Below are 23,466 nucleotides of genomic sequence, written 5' to 3' on the forward strand. Positions count from 1 at the left end.
GGTAATAGCCATCTTTATTCAACTATGGAAAAAACAAATACTTTTAATAGAAAGATCACGAAGACGGTCTTCATTACCCTGCTGATGATTTCAGCTTTCGCTCTTCTTGTTTTTCATGCCAATTTTTTTCTTTTAGTTTTTGCGGGCATTTTTTTCTCTGTTTTATTAAACTTTGCTTCCAACTGGCTGGTTAAAAAAACGCCATTGTCTTATGGCTTCGCGTTGTTTTTGATTCTACTCTTTATCACAGGGATTCTCTATTTGATAATCATATTGATTGGCCCATCCATGGTAGAGCAGGTAGAGGAGATGAGTAATACTTTGCCCCAATCCCTTAGTAATCTAAAGCACGAGATAACCCAAACTCCAATAGGAAAAAATTTGTTTGAAGAACTTCCCAGTGATCTTGGAGCCTTGTTAGAAAATAGGGAAGAGGTAATGTCCAGAATTGTAGGTTCTTTTTCTACGACCATAGGTGCAATAGCAAACTTTTTTATCATAATCGTAACAGGAATATTTCTTGCCTCCAGTCCGAACATTTATACCAGTGGTTTCGTAAGATTATTTCCGTTAAATTTTAGGCCGAGATTAAAGGAGGTAATGGATAAAACCCAATATACCCTTAGTCTATGGATGGTAGCTAAATTAATTTCTATGCTGGTAGTGGGTGTGTTTACTGCGATTGGTTTAGAGATTCTTGGAATGCCCATGCCTTATGCCCTTGCTTTATTGGCGGCATTATTTTCTTTTATTCCAAATATAGGACCTTATCTGGCTCTTGCACCTGCCGTATTAATCGCACTCATGCAGGGCGGAAACATGTTTATATATGTGCTTATACTTTATTTTGGTATCCAGATAGTCGAAAGTTATTTAATTACTCCCATGATAGAAAAGAAGATGGTGAGTTTACCTCCTGCTCTTACTCTTTTTTGGATGGTGCTATTAGGTGTGCTTACAGGAATTTTGGGTTTAATATTGGCTACCCCTATTCTGGCAGCTCTTATGGTTATAATAGAGGAGTTGTATGTAAAAGACAATCTGGAAGCTAATAGTTTAGAAAATAAGATAAAGAAGCCTGAGACTGCAGAGAATGTAACAGGAAAGAAGGCAAGAGGGAATATGTCGGCCAATGAAAAAGAAAAATAAAATTTAATTCCAACCCTTTTACAAGCTATGAATAGTTTGGAAGTTAGAATCGACAGTCATCAACATTTCTGGAAATATGATCCTGTGCGGTATGGCTGGATAGGTGACAATATGAAGAGCATCCGAAGGGATTTTTTACCCAAAGACCTTCAGCCTCTTCTGAATAAGCACAACTTTAATGGTTGTATTGCTGTGCAGGCAGATCAAAGCGAAGCCGAAACAGAATTTCTCCTGAACCTTGCGGAAAATAATTCATTTATTAAGGGAGTAGTTGGCTGGATAGATTTAAGTTATCCTGATGTAGCAAGCCGATTGAAGAAATACGCCCAATATTCATTACTGAAAGGGATAAGACATACCGTATATGATCAAAATGGAGAATATTTACTTGATCCTGCTTTTCAAAACGGAATATCCCAATTAAAAGATTTTGATCTCACATATGATATTCTTGTTTTTGATTATCAGCTGCCGGGAGCGGTAGAACTGGTTAAAAGATTTCCTGATCAGCCGTTTGTTTTAGATCATATGGCAAAGCCGCAAATCTCACGAGGAATAACTTCGGAATGGAAGAAGAACATTCAAAATTTGGCTGCCTTAAAAAATGTGTACTGCAAAATAAGCGGAATGGTTACCGAAACAGAAAACTTCAGCTGGACAGCGAAAGAATTTATACCGTTCCTGGATGTAATTTACGAAAGTTTTGGAGAAGACTGGCTGATGTTCGGCTCAGATTGGCTTATGAGTCTTACAGCTGCTACTTATTCAGAAATATTGTCCATCGTTCAGGAGTATTTTTCAGCATATAGTGAGGAAATTCAAAGTAAGATCTTCGGAAGAAACGCTGCTGAATTTTATAACTTAGAGATATAGGTAGTTCTAATCATTCAGCAGGAAAATGAATAAAATCTTTCAGAAAGAAATAAAACTAAAAGAAAAACCAAGAGGCTTTCATCTGGTAACTGAAGAAATTATCAGACAATTTCCCGAATTATCTGAAATTAAAGTTGGGATGTTTTCAGTATTTATAAAGCATACTTCGGCAGGTTTAACTATCAATGAGAATGCAGACCCTACTGTAAGGGAAGATTTTGGAAGCCACATAAATAAAATGGTTCCTGAGAATCAGCCATATTATAAGCACACTTTTGAAGGACCCGATGATATGCTTAGGCTCATATTAAAGCTTCTCTTCTTGGAAATTCTCTCCAAATCCCTGTTACCAATGGTAGATTAAATCTTGGCACCTGGCAGGGAATTTACTTGTGTGAGCACAGGAACAATGGAGGATCAAGAAAACTTGTTCTTACTGCTTTCGGGGATTAAATGGCATAAAACAAAAATCCCGCTCAATGAGCGGGATCTTCATATATAAGAACGTTAACTTTTTTTAATTTATTTTACTTTGTCGACTATAGCTTTAAACGCTTCAGGGTGATTCATAGCAAGATCTGCAAGAACTTTTCTGTTCAAATTGATGTTTGCTGCTTTTAATCCTCCCATGAATTGAGAATAAGACATTCCGAACTGTCTTGTACCTGCGTTGATACGCATAATCCAAAGAGAACGGAAATTTCTTTTCTTGGTTTTACGGTCTCTGTAAGCATATAACATTGCTTTGTCAACCGCATTTTTTGCTACTGTCCAAACGTTTTTACGACGTCCAAAGTAACCTTTTGCTTGCTTAAGAACCTTTTTTCTTCTGGCTCTCTTCGCAACTGAATTTACTGATCTTGGCATATTTTTTAATTTTTTTGTAGCAGGCGGTCAAAATGACACTTTTATTGCACTACTCCAGGGTTTTTAAATTGTTTAAACCATCAAAGGTTATTACGTTAAACGTAATTGTGCTTTGATATTTGCTTCATCCGCCTCGTGTACCAAAGTACTGTGCGTTAAAGCAAGCTTGCGTTTTTTAGACTTCTTTGTTAAGATGTGACTTTTGTACGCGTGCTTTCTTTTTATTTTACTGGTACCTGTAAGCTTAAAACGCTTCTTGGCACTGGATTTTGTTTTCATTTTCGGCATGCTCTTTCGATTTTATATTAACGTTCTTAATTTCTTATCTTTATTTGGTTTTCTTAGGAGACATAAACATAGTCATACGTTTACCTTCCAGTTTAGGCATTTGTTCAACTTTGCCAATTTCTTCTAAATCCTGTGCAAGTCGTAGTAACAAGATTTGACCCTGATCTTTAAAAACAATAGACCGTCCTTTAAAGAATACAAATGCTTTTAATTTAGCACCGTCCTTTAAAAATTTTTCGGCATTCTTCTTTTTAAATTCGTAATCGTGATCATCTGTTTGAGGACCAAACCGAATTTCCTTAACCACCACCTTTGTTGCTTTAGCTTTTAAAGCTTTGTCTCTCTTCTTTTGTTCATAGAGAAACTTCTTGTAGTCCATTACTTTGGCTACGGGTGGTTTGGCATTCGGAGAGATTTCTACTAAGTCCAGTTCCTGTTCTTCCGCAATTTCTAATGCTCGCTTAATAGGATAAACTCCCATCTCTACATTTTCACCTACAAGGCGAACTTCATCACTTCGGATTTTTCCGTTAATGCGGTGTTGATCTTCTTTAATCTCTCTAAGCGGTCGCTTCGATCTTTTTCTACGTATTGCTATGGCTCTTATATTTTTGGTTAAACTTCAAACGCTTTAAGCGTTTTCTTAATTTCATTATTTATTAATTCGACGAAATCTTCTACAGGCATTGTTCCTATATCCCCTTCCCCGTGTTTACGTACAGAAACTGTACCATCCTTTTCTTCCTGCTCTCCCACAATAAGCATATAAGGGATTTTGCTCATTTCGGCGTCCCTTATTTTCTTTCCAATGGTATCGTTCCGGTTATTAGCCAGGGCGCGAATTTCGTTATTTTCCAGCAAAGTTAAAACTTTTTGTGAGTATTTTTCATATTTCTCGCTGAGAGAGAGAATAGTAGCCTGATCTGGCATTAACCAAAGAGGGAAATTTCCGCCAGTATTTTCAAGCAGCACTGCCACAAAGCGTTCCATACTGCCAAAAGGGGCACGGTGGATCATAACCGGGCGGTGCATTTCGTTGTCACTGCCTTTGTATGTGAGGTCAAATCTTTCAGGTAAATTATAATCTACCTGTATAGTTCCCAGCTGCCAGCTTCTTCCCAGTGCATCTTTTACCATGAAATCCAGCTTTGGTCCATAAAAAGCAGCTTCTCCAGTTTCTACCACATACTTCAATCCTTTCTCATCCGCAGCTGCAATTATGGCACTCTCGGCCTTTTCCCATACATCGTCACTTCCTATATACTTTTCTTTCTTTTCAAGATCCCGTAGAGAAACCTGGGCAGTAAAGTCATTAAATCCTAAAGATTCAAATACATATAATGTAAGATCGATTACCTTTTTAAATTCAGAATCCAGCTGATCCGGCGTACAGAAGATATGTGCATCATCCTGCGTAAAGCCTCTCACTCGAGTAAGACCATGAAGTTCCCCGCTTTGTTCGTAACGGTAAACCGTACCAAATTCAGCAAAACGCTTTGGCAAATCCCTGTAACTCCATTGTGACGCATTATATATTTCGCAGTGGTGAGGACAGTTCATGGGTTTTAGTAAAAATTCCTCACCCTCGTTGGGAGTATGGATCGGCTGAAAGCTGTCAGCGCCATATTTAGCATAATGGCCTGAAGTTACATAAAGTTCTTTTTGCCCGATATGTGGAGTAACAACCATTTCATATCCCGCTTTCTTCTGTGCTTTCTTCAGAAAATTTTCAAGCCGCTCTCTTAAAGCAGCTCCTTTTGGAAGCCATAACGGAAGTCCCTGTCCCACCTTTTGTGAAAAAGTAAATAGTTCAAGTTCTTTCCCCAGTTTTCGGTGGTCACGTTTTTTGGCTTCTTCTAATAGTTCCAGGTATTCCTTCAGGTCCTTTTGCTTCGGAAAAGAGATTCCGTACACTCTCGTAAGCTGAGGATTTTTTTCATCGCCTCTCCAGTAAGCCCCTGCGGCGCTCATCAATTTTACCGCTTTAATTATTCCGGTATTTGGAATATGTCCTCCGCGGCAAAGATCTGTGAAGGTGTCGTGGTCACAGAATGTTATAGTGCCATCCTCAAGGTTTTCAATTAGTTCAACCTTGTATGGATTGTTCTCTCTTTTATAGTAGCCCAAAGCTTCTTCCTTGGGAACAGCTCTTAGGCTAAAGTCATGCTTACCTCTGGAAATTTCAAGCATTCTGTCTTCGATCTTTTTAAAATCATTTTCAGAAATCTTATGCTCTCCAAAATCAATATCGTAGTAAAACCCGTTTTCTATCGCGGGACCGATTGTTAGTTTCACTCCTGGATATAACTCTCCAATAGCCTGTGCCATCACGTGAGAGGAGGAATGCCAGAAGGCTTTTTTCCTTCTTTGTCATTCCATGTATATAAAGTAAGACTGCCATCCTGTGTTAGTGGCGTAGATGCTTCTACTATTGTATCATTAAATTTTGCTGAAATTACGTTGCGGGCAAGGCCTTCACTTATACTCCTTGCTACATCCATAGGAGTAGTGCCGCTCTCGAATTCTTTAATAGTGCCATCCGGCAGGCTTATCTTGATCATGCGCTGTTTTAATTATAGAGCAAAGATAATAGGATAAATGTGGTTGCACAATATAGTATGTACATATTCCAGCATATATGTTTCCTTCATGGATGCTTCGTCAATTACTGGGGAAAATCTTTCTTTATAATGTTTACAGATTTTCCTTCTGTTCGGGATTTCTGCTATAGTTTGAAAAAGCTGGTGGCTTTATAAAAGCGACCGCTGCAACCTGCCTGCCGGGAAGTTTCTTAAGGGAGATGTAGGATGACATAACTTCTTTTTAAAATTATAAAATTCATAATCAGAAGATACAAAGAGTACCTGCGTTCTTCACATAAAAATACATTAGTGCATTAGTGGCTAACCCCAGCCTTGAGATTGTTCCTGAATTTAATTGCACAATTCGACGTCACCTCAAATGTTAAAGTTTTAGTTTCAAAAAGAAGACAGTCAATTGGTTAAGAATTGGGGTACAATTTTTAAAAATAAATCAGGAGATTTTATTTGTGGGAAAGAAAAAAAGGGGTGTATATTTGCAGCCGCTTAGAGAGAGGGTAATGCTTCAAAAAGAGCGGGAAGTTCATTGAATACTGGAGTAGGAGTAAATGTAGGGAGAATAGTCTCTGCAGTCTCTTAAAAAAACTTTAAAAAAGTTTTTGGTGGAAAGAATTTCGGGTGTATATTTGCACCCCGCTAATTAGAAAAGGCGGTTAAGTTCTACAAAAAATTTCCTCAAAAAAACTTCAAAAAAAAGTTTTGCTTAATTAAAAGTTGTTGTACATTTGCAGCCGATTTAAAAACGAGCGAGAGTTCTTTAAGAGTTATTGAAAAATAAGAAATCCCGGGTGGGTGAGAGAAAAAGGTTCGAGTCCTTTTATTTTTACAAAAGCCACAATGTGGCAAAGTTCATTGATATATTGAAATTGACAGCGCGTTTTAATCCTTCGGGATTAAAGCAAAGAAATTAAATTAAGACTAGAGAATTCGTTTTGAGCATTTCTTATTTAGGTAAGAGATGAAATCGACCTTAGTAATTGTAAATTTATTTAAAGATTAACGATGAAGAGTTTGATCCTGGCTCAGGATGAACGCTAGCGGCAGGCTTAACACATGCAAGTCGAGGGGCAGCACGTCTTCGGATGGTGGCGACTAAGCGCACGGGTGCGTAACGCGTATACAATCTACCTTGTAGAGGGGGATAGCCCGGGGAAACCCGGATTAATACCCCATAGTACTTAGAGACAGCATTGTTTTTAGGTTAAACATTTATGGCTACAAGATGAGTATGCGTCCTATTAGTTAGTTGGTAAGGTAACGGCTTACCAAGACTTCGATAGGTAGGGGTCCTGAGAGGGAGATCCCCCACACTGGTACTGAGACACGGACCAGACTCCTACGGGAGGCAGCAGTGAGGAATATTGGACAATGGGCGAGAGCCTGATCCAGCCATGCCGCGTGCAGGAAGACGGCCCTATGGGTTGTAAACTGCTTTTATACGGGAAGAAACACTCCTTCGTGAAGGAGCTTGACGGTACCGTAAGAATAAGGATCGGCTAACTCCGTGCCAGCAGCCGCGGTAATACGGAGGATCCAAGCGTTATCCGGAATCATTGGGTTTAAAGGGTCCGTAGGCGGGATAATAAGTCAGTGGTGAAAGTCTGCAGCTCAACTGTAGAATTGCCATTGATACTGTTATTCTTGAGTGTTTATGAAGTGGTTAGAATATGTAGTGTAGCGGTGAAATGCATAGATATTACATAGAATACCGATTGCGAAGGCAGATCACTAATAAAATACTGACGCTGATGGACGAAAGCGTAGGTAGCGAACAGGATTAGATACCCTGGTAGTCTACGCCGTAAACGATGGTTACTAGCTGTTTGGTCTTCGGACTGAGTGGCTAAGCGAAAGTGATAAGTAACCCACCTGGGGAGTACGTTCGCAAGAATGAAACTCAAAGGAATTGACGGGGGCCCGCACAAGCGGTGGAGCATGTGGTTTAATTCGATGATACGCGAGGAACCTTACCAGGGCTTAAATGTAGTCTGACAGGGGTGGAAACACCTCCTTCTTCGGACAGATTACAAGGTGCTGCATGGTTGTCGTCAGCTCGTGCCGTGAGGTGTCAGGTTAAGTCCTATAACGAGCGCAACCCCTGTTGTTAGTTGCCAGCGAGTAATGTCGGGAACTCTAACAAGACTGCTTAGGTGCAAACCGTGAGGAAGGTGGGGATGACGTCAAATCATCACGGCCCTTACGTCCTGGGCCACACACGTGCTACAATGGTAGGGACAGAGAGCAGCCACTTTGCAAAGAGGAGCGAATCTATAAACCCTATCTCAGTTCGGATCGGAGTCTGCAACTCGACTCCGTGAAGCTGGAATCGCTAGTAATCGCATATCAGCCATGATGCGGTGAATACGTTCCCGGGCCTTGTACACACCGCCCGTCAAGCCATGGAAGCTGGGGGTACCTGAAGTCGGTCACCGCAAGGAGCCGCCTAGGGTAAAACTAGTAACTGGGGCTAAGTCGTAACAAGGTAGCCGTACCGGAAGGTGCGGCTGGAACACCTCCTTTCTAGAGCTATTGCTTATTAAAGAGCAAAGCGCAATTATCAAAGGTTCTCAAAGAGGAACTCTTTGGTCTTAGTTTAGCTGTCGATTTTAATTTATAAAATAAGTATTGAGTACTAAGAATTGAGTATTGAGTAAAAAGTTTTGTCTCACTACTCAGTACTAAATACTCACTACTAATTGCAGTCTCATAGCTCAGCTGGTTAGAGCGCTACACTGATAATGTAGAGGTCGGCAGTTCGAGTCTGCCTGAGACTACTACCGCCTAAGGGCGGAGTTTAAAGTTAAAGGTTTAAAGTTCAAAGTTGAACTGGAGACATAAGTTCATTACAAGTATTGAAAGGAAATTTTAGAAGTTGGGATGCCTATCCTTTTTGGAATTTGGAATTTTAGTTTTTTTGGAATTTCATTTTTGATTTGGGGGATTAGCTCAGCTGGCTAGAGCGCCTGCCTTGCACGCAGGAGGTCATCGGTTCGACTCCGATATTCTCCACTGTTTTTAGTATTGAGATACTAGAATTGAGAATTGAGATTTTATCTCATTACTCACTACTAAATACTCACTACTAAGAGAAACGTTCATTGACATATTGGGAAATAAAGAATACGAGAAAAATCGAATTTGTATTTATACAAGTAGATAGAATAATAGAATAAATCGTTTTTATAAACATGCTGCACGGCTGTTTATAGAGACAAGAGCATATTAGGTAAAAAGCACATAAGCTAAATAAGGGCGTATGGGGAATGCCTAGGCTCTCAGAGGCGATGAAGGACGTGATAAGCTGCGAAAAGCTGCGGGGACTGGCACATACAGTTTGATCCGCAGATATCCGAATGGGGCAACCCACTATATTGAAGATATAGTATGCCGAAAGGCAGGCGAACCCGGGGAACTGAAACATCTAAGTACCCGGAGGAGAAGAAAACAAAAGTGATTGCGCAAGTAGTGGCGAGCGAACGCGCATTAGCCCAAACCACGTAGCTTACGGGCTGCGTGGGGTTGTAGGACCACGATATTGGTTGTGTTATGAATTAGAACACTTTGGAAAGAGTGACCATAGAGGGTGATAGTCCCGTATAGGTAAAGATCATAAACCATAGTGGTATCCTGAGTAGTGCGGGGCACGAGAAACCCTGTATGAATTTGGCGGGACCATCCGCTAAGGCTAAATACTCCTGAGAGACCGATAGTGAACCAGTACCGTGAGGGAAAGGTGAAAAGAACCGTGAATAACGGAGTGAAATAGATCCTGAAACCATACGCTTACAAGCGGTCGGAGCCTTTAGGGGTGACGGCGTGCCTTTTGCATAATGAGCCTACGAGTTAACGTTGCCAGCAAGGTTAAGCATTTAAGATGTGGAGCCGTAGCGAAAGCGAGTCTTAATAGGGCGTTTTAGTTGGTAGTGTTAGACGCGAAACCGTGTGATCTACCCTTGGGCAGGTTGAAGCTGTGGTAACACATAGTGGAGGACCGAACCCGTTGACGTTGAAAAGTCTTGGGATGACCTGAGGGTAGGGGTGAAAGGCCAATCAAACTCGGAAATAGCTCGTACTCCCCGAAATGCATTTAGGTGCAGCGATTTAATAGTTTTATAGAGGTAGAGCTACTGATTGGATGCGGGGGCTTCACCGCCTACCAATTCCTGACAAACTCCGAATGCTATAAAATGTTTTAGATCAGTGAGGGCATGGGTGCTAAGGTCCATGTCCGAGAGGGAAAGAACCCAGACCATCAGCTAAGGTCCCCAAATGTATATTAAGTTGAAAAAACGCGGTTGAACTGCCCAGACAGCTAGGATGTTGGCTTGGAAGCAGCCATTCATTTAAAGAGTGCGTAACAGCTCACTAGTCGAGCGGTTCGGCATGGATAATAATCGGGCATAAATATACTACCGAAGCTATGGATTTCATATTTAGATATGGAGTGGTAGGGGAGCATTGTAACAGGGTTGAAGGTAAGCTTTGAGGCTTGCTGGACTGGTTACAAAAGAAAATGTAGGCATAAGTAACGATAATGCGGGCGAGAAACCCGCACACCGAAAGACTAAGGTTTCCTCAGCTATGCTAATCAGCTGAGGGTTAGTCGGGACCTAAGGCGACCCCGAATGGGTTAGTCGATGGACAACAGATTAATATTTCTGTACCTGCCCCACGTTAAAAGTGACGGAGGCGAAAAGTTGGTGCGCACTGACGGAATAGTGCGTTGAAGCCAGTGGTAACACGGCGATAGTACACAAAGGCTTCGGCTGGCGTGATAATCCAGCGGATCGACTTCCAAGAAAAGCGAGTGGTGGCAGCCCGTACCGCAAACCGACACAGGTAGTTGGGATGAGAATTCTAAGGTGCTCGAGAGATTCATGGCTAAGGAACTAGGCAAAATAGACCCGTAACTTCGGGAGAAGGGTCGCCCACAGCAATGTGGGCCGCAGTGAAGAGGTCCAGGCGACTGTTTATCAAAAACACAGGGCTCTGCTAAATCGAAAGATGATGTATAGGGCCTGACACCTGCCCGGTGCTGGAAGGTTAAGAGGAGATGTTAGCATTCGTGCGAAGCATTGAATTGAAGCCCCAGTAAACGGCGGCCGTAACTATAACGGTCCTAAGGTAGCGAAATTCCTTGTCGGGTAAGTTCCGACCTGCACGAATGGTGCAACGATCTGGACACTGTCTCAGCCATGAGCTCGGTGAAATTGTAGTATCGGTGAAGATGCCGATTACCCGCTGTGGGACGAAAAGACCCCGTGCACCTTTACTATAGCTTAGTATTGACTTTGGACAAGTGATGTGTAGGATAGGTGGGAGACTTTGAAGCGGCGTCGCCAGGCGTCGTAGAGTCATTGTTGAAATACCACCCTTTACTTGTTTGAAGCCTAACCCCGCAACACGGGGGACAATGCTTGGTGGGTAGTTTGACTGGGGTGGTCGCCTCCAAAAGAGTAACGGAGGCTTCTAAAGGTTCCCTCAGCACGCTTGGTAACCGTGCGTAGAGTGCAATGGCAAAAGGGAGCTTGACTGAGAGACATACAGGTCGATCAGGTACGAAAGTAGAGCATAGTGATCCGGTGGTTCCGCATGGAAGGGCCATCGCTCAAAGGATAAAAGGTACGCCGGGGATAACAGGCTGATCTCCCCCAAGAGCTCACATCGACGGGGGGGTTTGGCACCTCGATGTCGGCTCGTCACATCCTGGGGCTGGAGAAGGTCCCAAGGGTTGGGCTGTTCGCCCATTAAAGTGGCACGCGAGCTGGGTTCAGAACGTCGTGAGACAGTTCGGTCTCTATCTACAGTGGGCGTTAGAAATTTGAGTGGATCTGACTCTAGTACGAGAGGACCGAGTTGGACTAACCTCTGGTGCACCAGTTGTTCCGCCAGGAGCATTGCTGGGTAGCTACGTTGGGAAGGGATAAGCGCTGAAAGCATATAAGCGCGAAACCCACCACAAGATGAGATTTCTTTAAAGGATCGTGGAAGACTACCACGTTGATAGGCCATAGGTGTAAAGGCAGTAATGTCATAGCCGAGTGGTACTAATAATCCGTAAAGCTTAGTGCACCCGTCCCGGTAGCAATACCGGGACAGGATAACCTAAAACTCATTTATTCTATTACAATATCATCGTTTTTCTTCTTTTGTTTATTTCCTTATATGTTAACTTATTAGAAGTTAGTATTGAGAATTGAGTATTGAGATTTTGTCTCACTACTCACTACTAATATCTCACTACTACTTTAAGATTTAAGGTGGCTATAGCAACGGGGCTCACCTCTTCCCTTTCCGAACAGAGAAGTTAAGCCCGTTAGCGCAGATGGTACTGCTGTATTGTGGGAGAGTATGTCGTCGCCTTCTTTTTGAAAACCCTTCATCTAATCGATGAAGGGTTTTTTTATGCAGTAAATCGAAATACTGTCTCGGATTGCAAATCCGCGACAGCTGATAGTTTTATTTTAAGGAAATTCTGGGAGGATAATATGAAATTTATTGCCCCTGGCTTCAGCCAGGGGCAATAATTATATGTTAGGCTGGATGAAGAGTATTCCCCAGGAATTTACTCAAAAAGTGACCGCACAAGAGTGGTAATTCCCCTGAACATTAAAAATATTGCAGCTACACAAGCAGCTAATCCAATAATGAGAACGGGGATGTAAAAAGGATGCTCCTGATTATTAAAAGCACTGTATAATACAACAGGTCCCAGTGCAGAGAGAGGTAGTGCGCTACAAGAAACTTTAATCCTTTACCTAATAATGTTTTGTTAGTGTGCTTCATAGTTCCCATCTTTATTCTACAGTGTAGTGCAGTCTGTCAACTTCAGAAACCCTAAAAAAGCCCAGAGGAAAATTCGCGGGATTGGTGGTATTTACAATATTTCCTCTAACAACTGTTGGTTGGGTTTGAAAAGGACCACCTCCACTTCCCGCCTGGGAGCGCAATATAAAAAGATATTCATAGTACCTTCGTGAAATTCCCTGAATTTCAAAACTCACCCTGTCTCCTTCTTTAAGATCTTCATTTGTAAAAACAGCAAAAGATCGGTTTCCATTTATAAATTCATCTTCATATATCTGCAACGAAAGCTCATCATACAGGAATCTAAAAAGGTAATAATTACCTATTTCGGGAGGATCTGTATAAAATGCTCGTAGTTCTATGTCATCGCCATTAAATCCTCCTTCATTATTTTGCTCCACATACTCTAAATCTGCAACCGGAGTATATGTTGATGTTGCCTCATAAGTTTCGTTGAGATAATTTATTTGAAGGTGATAACTCTTTCCCGGTTCTGCTTCCAAAACTTCATTCCGGTATAATCCAGGATCAATTTCTTCAAAAATATAAACCTGTCCGTCGCTGTCAGTGACTTTTACTTCAGCTTCAGTTGCCGGAGGAATTTCTTCTTCAAAAAATGGAGCTGTCTTAGTTAGTATTATGTAATGTGGAGTATCAGGAATAGATTTTACCTTCAGCAATGAAGCCTCTATTACCAGTTTAGGTGTACTCTCCTCAAGGTCAATATCGACCACTTCTTCACATCCAGCAATAATAAATAAGGTGCAGATAATTAAATATTTATTTAAGATTCTCATAGAGTTAAAATTCAAAATTATAGGTAACAGAAGGTATTATTCCAAATAGAGAAAGTCTCACTGCTTCATTCCTATCAAGATCCTGATTTTTTCTGAAAGTTAGAGAAACAGCATTTTTTCGACTGTACACATTATAAATTCCGAAATTCCACGAAGACTTATAATTTTTCCCTTCCCTACTTCCCGGCACAAAAGTCGCTGAAATATCAAGACGGTGATAATTAGGAAGGCGGTTACTATTGCGGGGGGAGTATACTGGAATAGTCAAATTTTCAAAACGATACTGCCCTGTAGGATAAGTTGTGGGAAGTCCTGTTTGATACGCGAAATTAGCATTTAACCGCCACTTTTTAGTAAGTTCATATGCACTTAGTAATAGAAATGTCATGAGGTTTGTCATAATTAGTACGATACCAGGCACCATTGTTTATGCCTGTTTCAACAGCAGTTCTGCCCTGGGTTTGTTGTTCAGATTTGGAGAGGGTGTAGGCCAACCATCCCGTAAAACGTCCGGTATTTTTTCTTAGAAGAAGTTCCAAACCATAGGCACGCGCCTTACCGGGTAATAAGACCTGTTCAATTGCATTATTTGCTACCAGGTTTGCACCATCTATATAATCCAGCCTATCCTGAATATATTTATAGAATGCTTCAGCTTCAATAGAATAATCTTCATTTTTAATATTTTGAAAATAACCAATTGCTAACTGATCGAGTATTTGCGGTTCAATATATCTTCCGCTGGGAGCCCATACATCTAAGGGAGTAGGAGAGCTGGTATTGGTTATTAGGTGAAGATATTGACTCATTCGGTTATAGCTTAATTTTACAGATTTTTTATCACTAAAGCTATAAGCTAATGCAGCCCTGGGTTCAAAATTGTGAAAGGCTTTTTCAATTTTCCCTTTGGAAAGTTGATGGGTTGCTATAGGATCTGCCTCTTCATAGATACCAAAAGTTTCATTAAAAATGACGGGATTATCATTTTCGTAAAGATTTAATTCCCTTTGCCCCAGCCTTAAAAAACTACTAAACCTTAATCCATATTCTACTGAAAAATTTTCTGATAAATCCTGCTCCAAAGAAAAATAAACAGCATTTTCAAAGGCATATTTTTTAGTAAGCTCAAAGTAACTTATCCCGGAATCTTCAGAATTTGGACCAATTTCCCCCGGATTAAATTCGTAATAAGTATTTTGAATACCGTAATCCAGGCTTAGATTTTCATTAATATAATGTTCAAACCCATATTTCGAATTAAAATTTCTTATTCCACTATTCCAGTCAAATCCTACGAAGTCGAGTGTAAGCCCATAGTAATAGTCGCTGTAAATGATTGAAAGATTAGTGAAGACATTTTTTGACAGAACCTGATTCCAGCGAAGATTAAAAACCGCATTACCGTATTTGTTTTTAAAATTTTCATTGATATTAAAAACATCACGACCAAAATAACCGGAAAAAAGAATAGTGTTTTTATTGTTTAAACGGTAAGAAAGCTTCGTGTTCAGGTCGTAAAAATATGCGGAGTTTGGATTGTCTGCTAATTTTAGAAATAGATGTGCATAACTGCTTCTACCTCCCACTAAAAAGGAACCTTTATCTTTTTCCAGTGGCCCTTCAAGTAAAAGCCTGCTGGAAATTAATCCTATTCCACTATGGTGCCTTCAAATTCCCGGCTGTTCCCATCTTTTTGATAAATTTGAAGAACTGAGGAAACCCTGCCTCCATATTTTGCCGGGATTCCACCTTTATATAATTTTAAGTTCTTAATAGCATCAGGATTAAAAACTGAAAACAAGCCAAAGAGATGGGAAGCATTGTAAATGGTTGCTTCGTCCAGCAGAATGAGGTTTTGATCTACTGCACCTCCTCTTACATTAAAGCCTGAAGAGCCTTCTCCCGCATTTGAGACTCCCGGAAGAAGAAGGAGAGATTTTATAACGTCCACTTCACCAAAAACCACCGGAAGCTGTTGTATAGTAGCAATGTCCAGCTTAGGTTGACACTCATTTCCGGCTTCTTAATGTTAAGTCTTTCACTATTATCTGAAATTATTACCTCTTCCAGGGTTTCAGAGTTTTCTTTTAAAAAAACATTCTTAGTTTGATTAGCTGTAATGGTAATTTCCTCCTGAACTTCACTATAGCCCACGTAAGAAAATAAAATTCGGTGGGTTCCTGCATAGTAACTTAAGAGAGTAAAACCCATATTCGTTAGTGGTCGTGCCAATATTTAAATCTGGCACCAGGATATTGGCACCAAATAAGGTCTCATTACTGGATGCATCTTTTATTGTTCCGTTTAATGTATATTTTTCCTGTGCACTTACAAATGAAAAAAAGAAGAGGAGAAAGAAGGTAAGGGAATTATTCAAATCAATAGAAATTTTCCTGTAAAGATAAGCTATAACGACAATGGAATACAACCTAAATCAGGCTGATACAGAATTTTACAAAAAAAAATAGCCGGAAAAAAATTTTCCGGCTATTTAGAAATTATAATTCTTCGGTTTTAAAACTGAAGAATTTCATTTAAAGTTTTACTTGGTCTCATTGCCTCACTTGTAAGATCTTCTGAAGGATAATAATAACCATTAATATCAACAGGTTTTCCCTGAGCGTTTATAAGATCCTGCAAAATTTGGTCTTCATTTGCTTTAAGTTTTTCGGCTATTTCAGAAAATTGATTTTTTAACTCCTCATCTTTGTCCTGTGCGGCCAGAGCCTCGGCCCAATATAAAGCTAAATAAAAATGACTCCCACGGTTATCCAGTTCGTTTACCTTTCGGGATGGAGATTTGTCATTCTTCAAAAATTCTTCTGTCGCAGTGTCTAAAGTTTCAGAAAGAACAAGAGCTTTGGAATTATCAAATTTTTCACCCAAATGTTCCAGAGATACCGCGAGGGCTAGAAATTCACCCAATGAATCCCATCTCAAATGGCCTTCTTTTAAAAACTGCTGAATATGTTTAGGGGCAGATCCTCCTGCACTAGGTTTCAAACAATCCTCCACCTTTCATTAAAGGAACTATAGATAACATTTTTGCACTTGTACCTAATTCAAGGATTGGAAAAAGATCGGTAAGATAATCTCGAAGAACATTTCCGGTTACAGATATAGTATCCTTACCTTCTTTTACTCTCTTTAAGGTAAAATGAGTTGCTTCTCTAAGTGACATTATTTGTATATCAACATCTGAAGTATCCAGTTCTCCAAGGTATTTATTTACTTTTTTAATTACTTCACTGTCGTGGCTTCTGTTTTTATCCAACCAAAAGACTGCAGGCATTCCCGAAGATTTTGCCCTGTTAACAGCAAGATTTACCCAGTCTTGAATAGGCGCGTCTTTGGTTTGGCACATTCTCCAGATATCTCCGGCCTCCACTTTGTGTTCAATTAAAGTTTTTCCTTCCTGGTCAAGAACTTTTACTGTTCCTGCTGTTGGAATTTCAAAAGTTTTATCGTGGGAACCATACTCTTCAGCTTTTTGTGCCATTAATCCCACGTTAGGTACTGTTCCCATTGTTGTAGGATCAAAAGCACCGTGTTTTTTGCAAAACTCGATAGTTGCAGCATACAATCCTGCGTAACTACTATCGGGAATGACAGCCTTAGTATCCTGTTGTTTCCCTTCGGCATTCCACATTTGTCCTGAAGTACGAATCATTGCCTGCATTGAAGCATCAATAATTACGTCGCTGGGTACGTGAAGATTTGTAATGCCTCTATCTGAGTCTACCATAGCCAGATCAGGCCCATTTTCAAAACCAGATTTTAAATCTGCCTCAATTTCAGCACGTTTTTCATTATTCAGTTTATCCAGGGAATTAACAAGATCACCTAAACCACTGTTTACATTTACTCCAATTTTCTCCAGGTCCTTTCCGTGTTTTTCAAATAGATCTTTGAAGAACACCCTTACGGCGTGACCGAATATAATAGGGTCAGACACTTTCATCATGGTCGCCTTCATATGAAGAGAGAACAGAACGTTCTTTTCTTTGGCATCTTTCACCTGCTCTTCCAGAAAAGAAAGCAAGGCCTTTTTGCTCATCACGGTAGCGTCAATTATTTCCCCTTCAAGAACTTTTAGGTTCTCTTTTAGAGTTTTGCTGTTACTAGTTACATCTTCTAACTGGATTTTAATATTTCCCGCTTTTTCTATTGTTAAGGATCTTTCATTTGAAAAGAAATCTCCATCCTGCATTGTTGCTACGTGAGTTTTAGATTCGCTACTCCAGTCGCCCATGGAATGAGGATTAGCCTTAGCATAATTTTTTACTGCCCGGGGCGCTCTCCTGTCGGAGTTACCTTCTCGTAACACGGGGTTTACAGCACTACCTTTAACCTGATCGTATTTTCTTTTAATTTCCTTTTCTTCATCATTTTTGGGTTCCGATGGATAATCAGGAAGGCTATATCCTTTAGCTTTTAATTCTTTTATGGCTGCTTCAAGTTGTGGTTCAGAAGCACTTATGTTAGGGAGCTTAATAATGTTTGCTTCCGGTTTGTTTACAAGTTCACCAAGTTCTTTTAAAGCATCGGGCACCTGTTGTTCTGCTGGCAGTTTATCATTAAAAGCAGCCAGTATTCTTGCCGCAAGTGAAATATCTGAAGGCTCTATTGAAATATTTGAACTTGCTGTAAAACTTCTCACAATAGGTAAAAAGGAAAAAGTTGCCAACATAGGGGCTTCGTCAGTCTTTGTATAAAAGATCTTGGATTTTTGAGTCATAGTATATTCTTTAATTTTTTAAACAGATACTTGTAAAGAGTATTTGTAGTACTATTAAAGGACCTGCAATTTTAGGTTTAAAATGAAATTAGTCTGGGCAAAAACACCCAGTGTTGCGAAGATAAGCTTTTTGAAGATTTTTTCATAGCTTAAAACTCCTAAAGCTTAGGTGAAGAGTTGAAACAAAAAAAAGCCATTTCAATATAACAAGTATCTTGAAATGGCTTCTAACGAAATAACGCTTTACCGTCGGATTTTCTGAAAATCTAATAAGTCAATTACCACAACTTACCGCGTGCGCTATTTCACCTGATATAAATTGCCACGAACGCGCACAATTTATATCAAAATTGCTTTTATCTTTCAAACTATTTTTGCGTTAAGCAAAATAACGTTCTATAGAAGATAAAAACTTATGTAAAGATCAATGCTTTACCGTATTTGAAATTTGAGGAAATCCTTGTGTCAATCCTTATCTTAAATACACTTACAAGATACTACCAAACTAAATATTTTACAAGAGCTTTAGGTGGTTAGTTTTCAACAGTTTATAGCCGATATTTTTAGCTATTTTGAATTTCCCGGAATTAATTTGTGTTCTTTATTCCCGGCTCTTTATATAGGTTTCTATTTACAGGGGAAGATGAGAATGTTTAAAATTATCAACAAAAAAAGCTCCATTTCTGGAGCTTTAAAAGTGTAAGATGAAGAAAAAAATTATCTTCTTTCTTCTTTAATACGGGCTTTTTTACCTGTAAGGCCTCTAAAATAATAAATTCGGGCTCTTCTTACTTTACCTCGTTTGTTGATTTCAACTTTTTGAAGTGCAGGCAGGTTAATTGGGAAAATACGCTCCACCCCAACAGTACCACTCATTTTTCTAATAGTAAAGGTTTTTGATAATCCGGTTCCTTTTACCTGAATTACAACCCCTCTGAAAAACTGAGTACGGGTTTTAGCGCCTTCCTTAATTTCGTAATACACAGTGATAGTATCAACTTACAGAAAATTCCGGAAAATCTTTTTTTGCAACAAATTCGTCCTGAACGAATTGAATTAACGATTCCATAGTTATATGTTTATAATGGATTCTAAAGCAACATTCACGGTTTTCGCCAGAGGTTGGTTTAGAAACGAGTGCAAAATTAAGAAATAAATGTTAATAAACAAGAGGAATTTTCTCTATTCATCTTTCAGAAGATCAGGTCTTAACTTTCTGGTCCTCAGGTATGATTGATCTTCCCTCCAGGTTTCTATTTTAGGGAAATTTCCGGAGGTGAGAATTTCCGGAACTTTCCAGCCATTGTATTCGGCAGGGCGGGTATAAACAGGAGGAGCAAGAAGATCATCCTGAAAAGAATCTGTAAGTGCAGAAGTCTCGTTGCCCAGTACCCCCGGGATTAACCTTATCACAGCGTCGCAAAGTACTGCTGCAGCTAATTCACCTCCAGATAATACATAGTCTCCAATGGAAATCTCCTTTGTAATAAAATGATCCCTTACCCGTTGATCGACCCCCTTATAATGGCCGCAAAGAATAATTACATTTTCTTTAAGCGATAAGGTATTTGCCATTTTTTGATTTAGAGTTCCACCGTCCGGAGTCATATAGATTACCTCGTCATAATTCCTTTCTGCTTTTAAAGCCGAAATGCACTTATCGATAGGTTCTATCATCATTACCATTCCTGCTCCACCGCCAAATTGATAGTCATCTATTTGCTGATAATTATCAGTAACATAGTCTCTCAGGTTATGAAGGTGAATTTCAACCAGGCCTTTTTCTATAGCTCGTTTGAGAATTGAAACATCAAAGGGGCTGGTGAGAATATCCGGAACAACTGTAATAATGTCTATTCGCATTTAGGTAGCTTTAAACAGAGGTGGTAAAAAATTTTGAGCTATTGAATTTTAATTGTCGCTTGCTTTATTTCTCTCATCCTGAAGAAGCCTGCCAAGTCGTTGTTCTTTCTCAAGTGCTTTTGCACGGTAGGCATCAAATTCCTTCTCGGTAGCATATAATTTTTCTCTAGCTTCGGTTGTTTGGGAATGACTTTTCTTATATCTGAAAATAAAAAAGAGAAGAGCTAAAATTAACACCCCAACTATACCCCACATTAGAGCCATGTAGCTTCCTTTACTAAAGGGCATTCCAAGAAAAGTTATTGCATCTTTTTCCTCATTCACCCTGTCCAGATTCTCCCTGGTCTCATCCAGTTCTGCCTGTAAAGCATTTATTTTATCCTGTTGCTGGTCTATTGTATTTTTTTGAGTAATTACTTCCTCATTAATACGGGAAAAGTGCTGGGCCGCTTTGTTCTTTAATGTAACTAGTTCGTTATAATCTACAACTTTGTAACCCTGGTAATCATTGGAATTTTCAATTAAAGAATTAAAATCTTCTTCTACGGGATTTCTTTGCTGAATTGTGTCCTGTGCGTTTAATGTTCCACTTAAGGCCAGGGCAGTAAAGCTTAAAAATAGTACCTTCTTCATTTGCTCTTTTTTGGTTAAAGTACCTACACAACGTGCAGGTAAAAAACTTATTGCCGCAAATTTACAAGTAATAAAAATTAAAAGAAAGTTTGTTCAAACACTAATTTGCTTTTGCTGCATCCTCAAACTCTATGTCTTTATCTACCTGCCCCCGGAAAGCTTCGATCCAGGCGTTCTTAAAAATGTTCAAAACGGTAGTCCAAATGCTGGTGTCAGGCTTATTTAGATCTCCTTCAATAGGTGCTCTTGTGGCAAGAGTATCTGTACTTTGATTCTTAAATACAAATTTTAAGGCACCCACAAATCCTTCCCAAAGTTTACCAAAGAAGTTTTCATCCTCTTCTTTACCCAGGATCTTAGTATTTATAAACATAGGTTTTAAATATCCCTTTATATAACCATCTGCAATAGCAATTTCACTATAGAGCTCAAAGGTGCCGCTTTCAAAGTCCACTCCGGCGAAATTCTTGATCAAATCGTTCAGCTTGGTAACATCAGCTTTGCGTATTGAAGCTTCTATATCCATATCTGGAATTTCTTTGAGAAGGTTTAGGTTTCCCGAAATTGTTACATCTCCGCCTCCAATAGAAATGGCTTTGGCATAAAGATTAGACGGTAAAACTTCCTCTTCGTTTACCACGTTACTTAAATTTGTAGCATCTAAATTGATTTGCTCCAGGAACATACTTATTTCAGGACTGGCAGATAACTGCACAAAATTAGCAGTGCCATTATGAACATTTAGATGATTTATATCTATAGGAACTAAACTGGTTAAAGCATCAGTCCAGTCATCAACATCGGGTTCTCCTTCTACAGGTTCTTTTTGTTGATCTTCAAAAATGTAATTAAATTTAGGATTGTGCAGGATAATTTCACTTACGACCTTACCTTTAAACAAAGACTTCCATTCTATTGAAATATCTGACTTTTCAAAGTCGAGTACAGGGGTGTCGGTCTGCGCACTTAATTTTCTTAAGATAAGTCCATCTATGACATACGCGCCTCTGTAAAGAGCAACATCTATATCTTCAACGTGGCCCATGTATCCTGGAATATTATCCAGAGTTTTGTTGACGTATTTCTTGAGAAAATAGGGGAGAAGGAGTCTGGCAATTATTAGAACAACAAGTATGGTCAAAGGAATTATAAATCTCTTCCTGCGTACTTTATGCTTCTTCTTTTCAGTACTCATATTACAAAGATTTATACAAATTTGGTTTTTAGAGTTTAGTTAGGCAGTTAAATTATTGCCAAAAAAAAACCTGCCGGAGCAGGTATGTATTGAAACAATATGATTTATTTAATAGTATGTAAACCTTCTAACTTTTGCAATATTCTTGGCCAGCCTTATAACTTGTTGGCTATATCCATATTCATTGTCGTACCATATATATAAAACTATATTCTTCCCTTCTTCGGTTGCAATTGTAGCTTTGCTGTCAAAAATAGAAGGCTGGGCAGATCCTACAATATCAGTTGACACTAATTCATTATCTAAAGAATATTTTATTTGTTCAACCATTTCTCCTTCCAAGGCATATTTTTTCATTAACCCGTTAACTTCTGCTACACTGGTAGCTTTTTGCACTTCCAGGTTTAGGATTGCCAGGGAGCCGTTTGGAACCGGAACTCTAATAGCATTAGATGTTAATTTTCCTTCAAGAACAGGCAAAGCTTTGGCTACTGCTTTTCCCGCTCCTGTTTCAGTAATAACCATATTTAATCCCGCTGCACGACCTCTCCTGTATTTATTGTGCATATTGTCTACCAGGTTTTGATCGTTTGTGTAGGCGTGAATGGTTTCAAGGTGCCCATGAACAACTCCCAAAGATTCTTCTATTGCTTTTAGCACAGGAGCAATGGCGTTTGTAGTGCAGGACGCTGCAGAAAAAATATCATTCTCATCGGGATTATACTCCTTATGATTTACTCCATGTACAATGTTGGGAATTCCTTTTCCCGGTGCGGTTAATAAAATTTTAGAGGCACCTTTGCTCGACAGGTGTCTACTTAATTCTTTCTGATCCCGAAAGGCCCCTGTGTTGTCAATAATTAAAGCATTCTCAATCCCATAGCGGGTATAATTAATTTCTTCAGGTCCTTCCGAAGAGATCATATGAACGGTAGTGCCATTAATAATAAGAGCAGAATTATCCATATCTATTGTGACCGTTCCGGAGAAGTCTCCATGAATAGAATCACTTTTTAATAAAGACGCTCTTTTTTCAAGAACAGTAGCATCAATTTCCCCGCGTGTAACAATAGCTCTTAATCTTAATTGATTACCTTTTCCTGTACGGGTCATTAACTCCCTCGCGAGAAGCCTTCCAATTCTTCCAAAACCATAGAGAACGACATCTTTGGGGGTAACTTCTTTATAATTCCTGGCGTCTTTTAATTTGCCGCTGAGGAAAGCTTTTGCATTATGATATTCTACATCTTCCAGGTGATATTCATAAGTTAATTTCCCAATATCCAGTTTGGCGGGAGGAAGATCCAGATCCTTTATAGCCTGTGCAATTTCTACTGAGTCAAATATGGAAATGGGTTTTTCAACAAAGGCACCTGCGTATTCGTGAAGATTGAGGATGTCACTAACATTGAGATTTATTAATTGATTTCTGAATAATACAAGTTCAATGGATTTGTCATACCAAAGATCACTTATAATTTTAATAAATTCAACCGACGCACGTCTGCGGTCTGCCTGAAAAGAGAGTTCCTTTTCGTAAACTTCGTTATAGCCCATTTTGTCTTTTTAAGATTTATATTTTTAAAAACGCTGCAAAAGTATATATTTCAATCGTTTTCGTAAAAAATTTCAACAAAAAAATACCCGCTATAATTA

The 23,466-nt window shown here is 39.4% G+C and carries 11 protein-coding genes, 2 tRNA genes, 3 rRNA genes and 5 pseudogenes; 8 read left to right on the plus strand and 13 right to left on the minus strand.

Translation table 11 applies throughout. The features are described 5' to 3' along the window. Nucleotides 1-24 precede the first annotated feature (24 nt). The 3 genes and pseudogenes from LZ575_RS21500 (at nt 25) to LZ575_RS21510 (ending at nt 2,475) form a co-directional block, all read left to right on the plus strand. Nucleotides 25-1,149: an AI-2E family transporter gene (locus LZ575_RS21500; RefSeq protein WP_235327268.1), complete on the plus strand. Its 1,125-nt coding sequence runs from the start codon at nt 25-27 to the stop codon at nt 1,147-1,149. Between the two features lie 27 nt (nt 1,150-1,176). Continuing rightward, complete coding sequence (locus LZ575_RS21505; RefSeq protein ID WP_235327269.1) at nt 1,177-2,022, plus strand: amidohydrolase; 846 nt, start codon at nt 1,177-1,179, stop codon at nt 2,020-2,022. 25 nt (nt 2,023-2,047) lie between these two features. Continuing rightward, nucleotides 2,048-2,475, plus strand: a pseudogene (locus tag LZ575_RS21510) (secondary thiamine-phosphate synthase enzyme YjbQ). Between the two features lie 69 nt (nt 2,476-2,544). Here the strand turns inward: LZ575_RS21510 and rplT are convergent. From rplT to thrS, 4 genes and pseudogenes are all read right to left on the minus strand, one after another. Next, on the minus strand, nt 2,545-2,889 hold the full coding sequence (rplT, locus tag LZ575_RS21515; RefSeq protein WP_235327271.1) for a 50S ribosomal protein L20: 345 nt from the start codon (nt 2,887-2,889) through the stop codon (nt 2,545-2,547). Between the two features lie 90 nt (nt 2,890-2,979). Then, nucleotides 2,980-3,177 carry a 50S ribosomal protein L35 gene (rpmI, locus tag LZ575_RS21520; RefSeq protein WP_235327273.1) on the minus strand — a complete coding sequence of 66 codons (198 nt, stop codon included), beginning with the start codon at nt 3,175-3,177 and terminating at the stop codon, nt 2,980-2,982. Nucleotides 3,178-3,217: 40 nt separating this feature from the next. Next, nucleotides 3,218-3,712: a translation initiation factor IF-3 gene (gene infC, locus LZ575_RS21525; RefSeq protein ID WP_235330790.1), complete on the minus strand. Its 495-nt coding sequence runs from the start codon at nt 3,710-3,712 to the stop codon at nt 3,218-3,220. Nucleotides 3,713-3,792: 80 nt separating this feature from the next. Beyond that, nucleotides 3,793-5,738: pseudogene (thrS, locus tag LZ575_RS21530) on the minus strand (threonine--tRNA ligase). Nucleotides 5,739-6,776: 1,038 nt separating this feature from the next. Here thrS and LZ575_RS21535 point away from each other — a divergent pair. The 5 genes from LZ575_RS21535 (at nt 6,777) to rrf (ending at nt 12,143) form a co-directional block, all read left to right on the plus strand. Then, nucleotides 6,777-8,297, plus strand: a 16S ribosomal RNA gene (locus LZ575_RS21535). Between the two features lie 180 nt (nt 8,298-8,477). Continuing rightward, nucleotides 8,478-8,551, plus strand: a tRNA-Ile gene (locus LZ575_RS21540). 161 nt (nt 8,552-8,712) lie between these two features. Continuing rightward, nucleotides 8,713-8,786, plus strand: a tRNA-Ala gene (locus LZ575_RS21545). Between the two features lie 225 nt (nt 8,787-9,011). After that, a 23S ribosomal RNA gene (locus tag LZ575_RS21550) occupies nt 9,012-11,849 on the plus strand. 184 nt (nt 11,850-12,033) lie between these two features. After that, nucleotides 12,034-12,143 (plus strand): 5S ribosomal RNA (rrf, locus tag LZ575_RS21555). Together the 16S, 23S and 5S rRNA genes with 2 tRNA genes alongside form the textbook arrangement of a ribosomal RNA operon. Before the next feature lie 199 nt (nt 12,144-12,342). On the opposite strand, the gene LZ575_RS21560 is transcribed toward rrf, so the two are convergent. The 9 genes and pseudogenes from LZ575_RS21560 to LZ575_RS21600 form a co-directional block, all read right to left on the minus strand. Then, on the minus strand, nt 12,343-12,528 hold the full coding sequence (locus LZ575_RS21560; protein WP_311196136.1) for a DUF6095 family protein: 186 nt from the start codon (nt 12,526-12,528) through the stop codon (nt 12,343-12,345). 46 nt (nt 12,529-12,574) lie between these two features. Then, nucleotides 12,575-13,381: a DUF4249 domain-containing protein gene (locus LZ575_RS21565; RefSeq protein WP_235327275.1), complete on the minus strand. Its 807-nt coding sequence runs from the start codon at nt 13,379-13,381 to the stop codon at nt 12,575-12,577. Between the two features lie 4 nt (nt 13,382-13,385). Then, nucleotides 13,386-15,758: pseudogene (locus tag LZ575_RS21570) on the minus strand (TonB-dependent receptor). Between the two features lie 137 nt (nt 15,759-15,895). Next, nucleotides 15,896-18,119: pseudogene (locus tag LZ575_RS21575) on the minus strand (NADP-dependent isocitrate dehydrogenase). Nucleotides 18,120-18,836: 717 nt separating this feature from the next. After that, nucleotides 18,837-19,188: pseudogene (rplS, locus tag LZ575_RS21580) on the minus strand (50S ribosomal protein L19). Between the two features lie 113 nt (nt 19,189-19,301). Continuing rightward, the gene (gene trmD, locus LZ575_RS21585; protein WP_235327277.1) at nt 19,302-19,982 is read right to left on the minus strand and encodes a tRNA (guanosine(37)-N1)-methyltransferase TrmD; all 681 of its coding nucleotides are present in this window, start codon (nt 19,980-19,982) and stop codon (nt 19,302-19,304) included. A 48-nt stretch (nt 19,983-20,030) separates the two neighbouring features. Then, nucleotides 20,031-20,615 carry a hypothetical protein gene (locus LZ575_RS21590; RefSeq protein ID WP_235327279.1) on the minus strand — a complete coding sequence of 195 codons (585 nt, stop codon included), beginning with the start codon at nt 20,613-20,615 and terminating at the stop codon, nt 20,031-20,033. A gap of 100 nt (nt 20,616-20,715) precedes the next feature. Next, on the minus strand, nt 20,716-21,810 hold the full coding sequence (locus LZ575_RS21595; RefSeq protein WP_235327281.1) for a DUF748 domain-containing protein: 1,095 nt from the start codon (nt 21,808-21,810) through the stop codon (nt 20,716-20,718). A 108-nt stretch (nt 21,811-21,918) separates the two neighbouring features. Beyond that, nucleotides 21,919-23,367 carry a glyceraldehyde-3-phosphate dehydrogenase gene (locus LZ575_RS21600; RefSeq protein ID WP_235327283.1) on the minus strand — a complete coding sequence of 483 codons (1,449 nt, stop codon included), beginning with the start codon at nt 23,365-23,367 and terminating at the stop codon, nt 21,919-21,921. Nucleotides 23,368-23,466: the final 99 nt, after the last annotated feature.

The organism is Antarcticibacterium sp. 1MA-6-2, assembly GCF_021535135.1.
Taxonomy (GTDB): domain Bacteria; phylum Bacteroidota; class Bacteroidia; order Flavobacteriales; family Flavobacteriaceae; genus Gillisia.

Excerpts from the sequence above, each read along its gene's own strand:
- LZ575_RS21500 (WP_235327268.1), top strand. The coding sequence starts at position 25 with ATGGAAAAAACAAATACTTTTAATAGAAAGATCACGAAGACGGTCTTC.
- LZ575_RS21505 (WP_235327269.1), top strand. The coding sequence starts at position 1,177 with ATGAATAGTTTGGAAGTTAGAATCGACAGTCATCAACATTTCTGGAAA.
- rplT (WP_235327271.1), bottom strand. The coding sequence starts at position 2,889 with ATGCCAAGATCAGTAAATTCAGTTGCGAAGAGAGCCAGAAGAAAAAAG.
- rpmI (WP_235327273.1), bottom strand. The coding sequence starts at position 3,177 with ATGCCGAAAATGAAAACAAAATCCAGTGCCAAGAAGCGTTTTAAGCTT.
- LZ575_RS21565 (WP_235327275.1), bottom strand. The coding sequence starts at position 13,381 with ATGAGAATCTTAAATAAATATTTAATTATCTGCACCTTATTTATTATT.
- trmD (WP_235327277.1), bottom strand. The coding sequence starts at position 19,982 with ATGCGAATAGACATTATTACAGTTGTTCCGGATATTCTCACCAGCCCC.
- LZ575_RS21590 (WP_235327279.1), bottom strand. The coding sequence starts at position 20,615 with ATGAAGAAGGTACTATTTTTAAGCTTTACTGCCCTGGCCTTAAGTGGA.
- LZ575_RS21595 (WP_235327281.1), bottom strand. The coding sequence starts at position 21,810 with ATGAGTACTGAAAAGAAGAAGCATAAAGTACGCAGGAAGAGATTTATA.
- LZ575_RS21600 (WP_235327283.1), bottom strand. The coding sequence starts at position 23,367 with ATGGGCTATAACGAAGTTTACGAAAAGGAACTCTCTTTTCAGGCAGAC.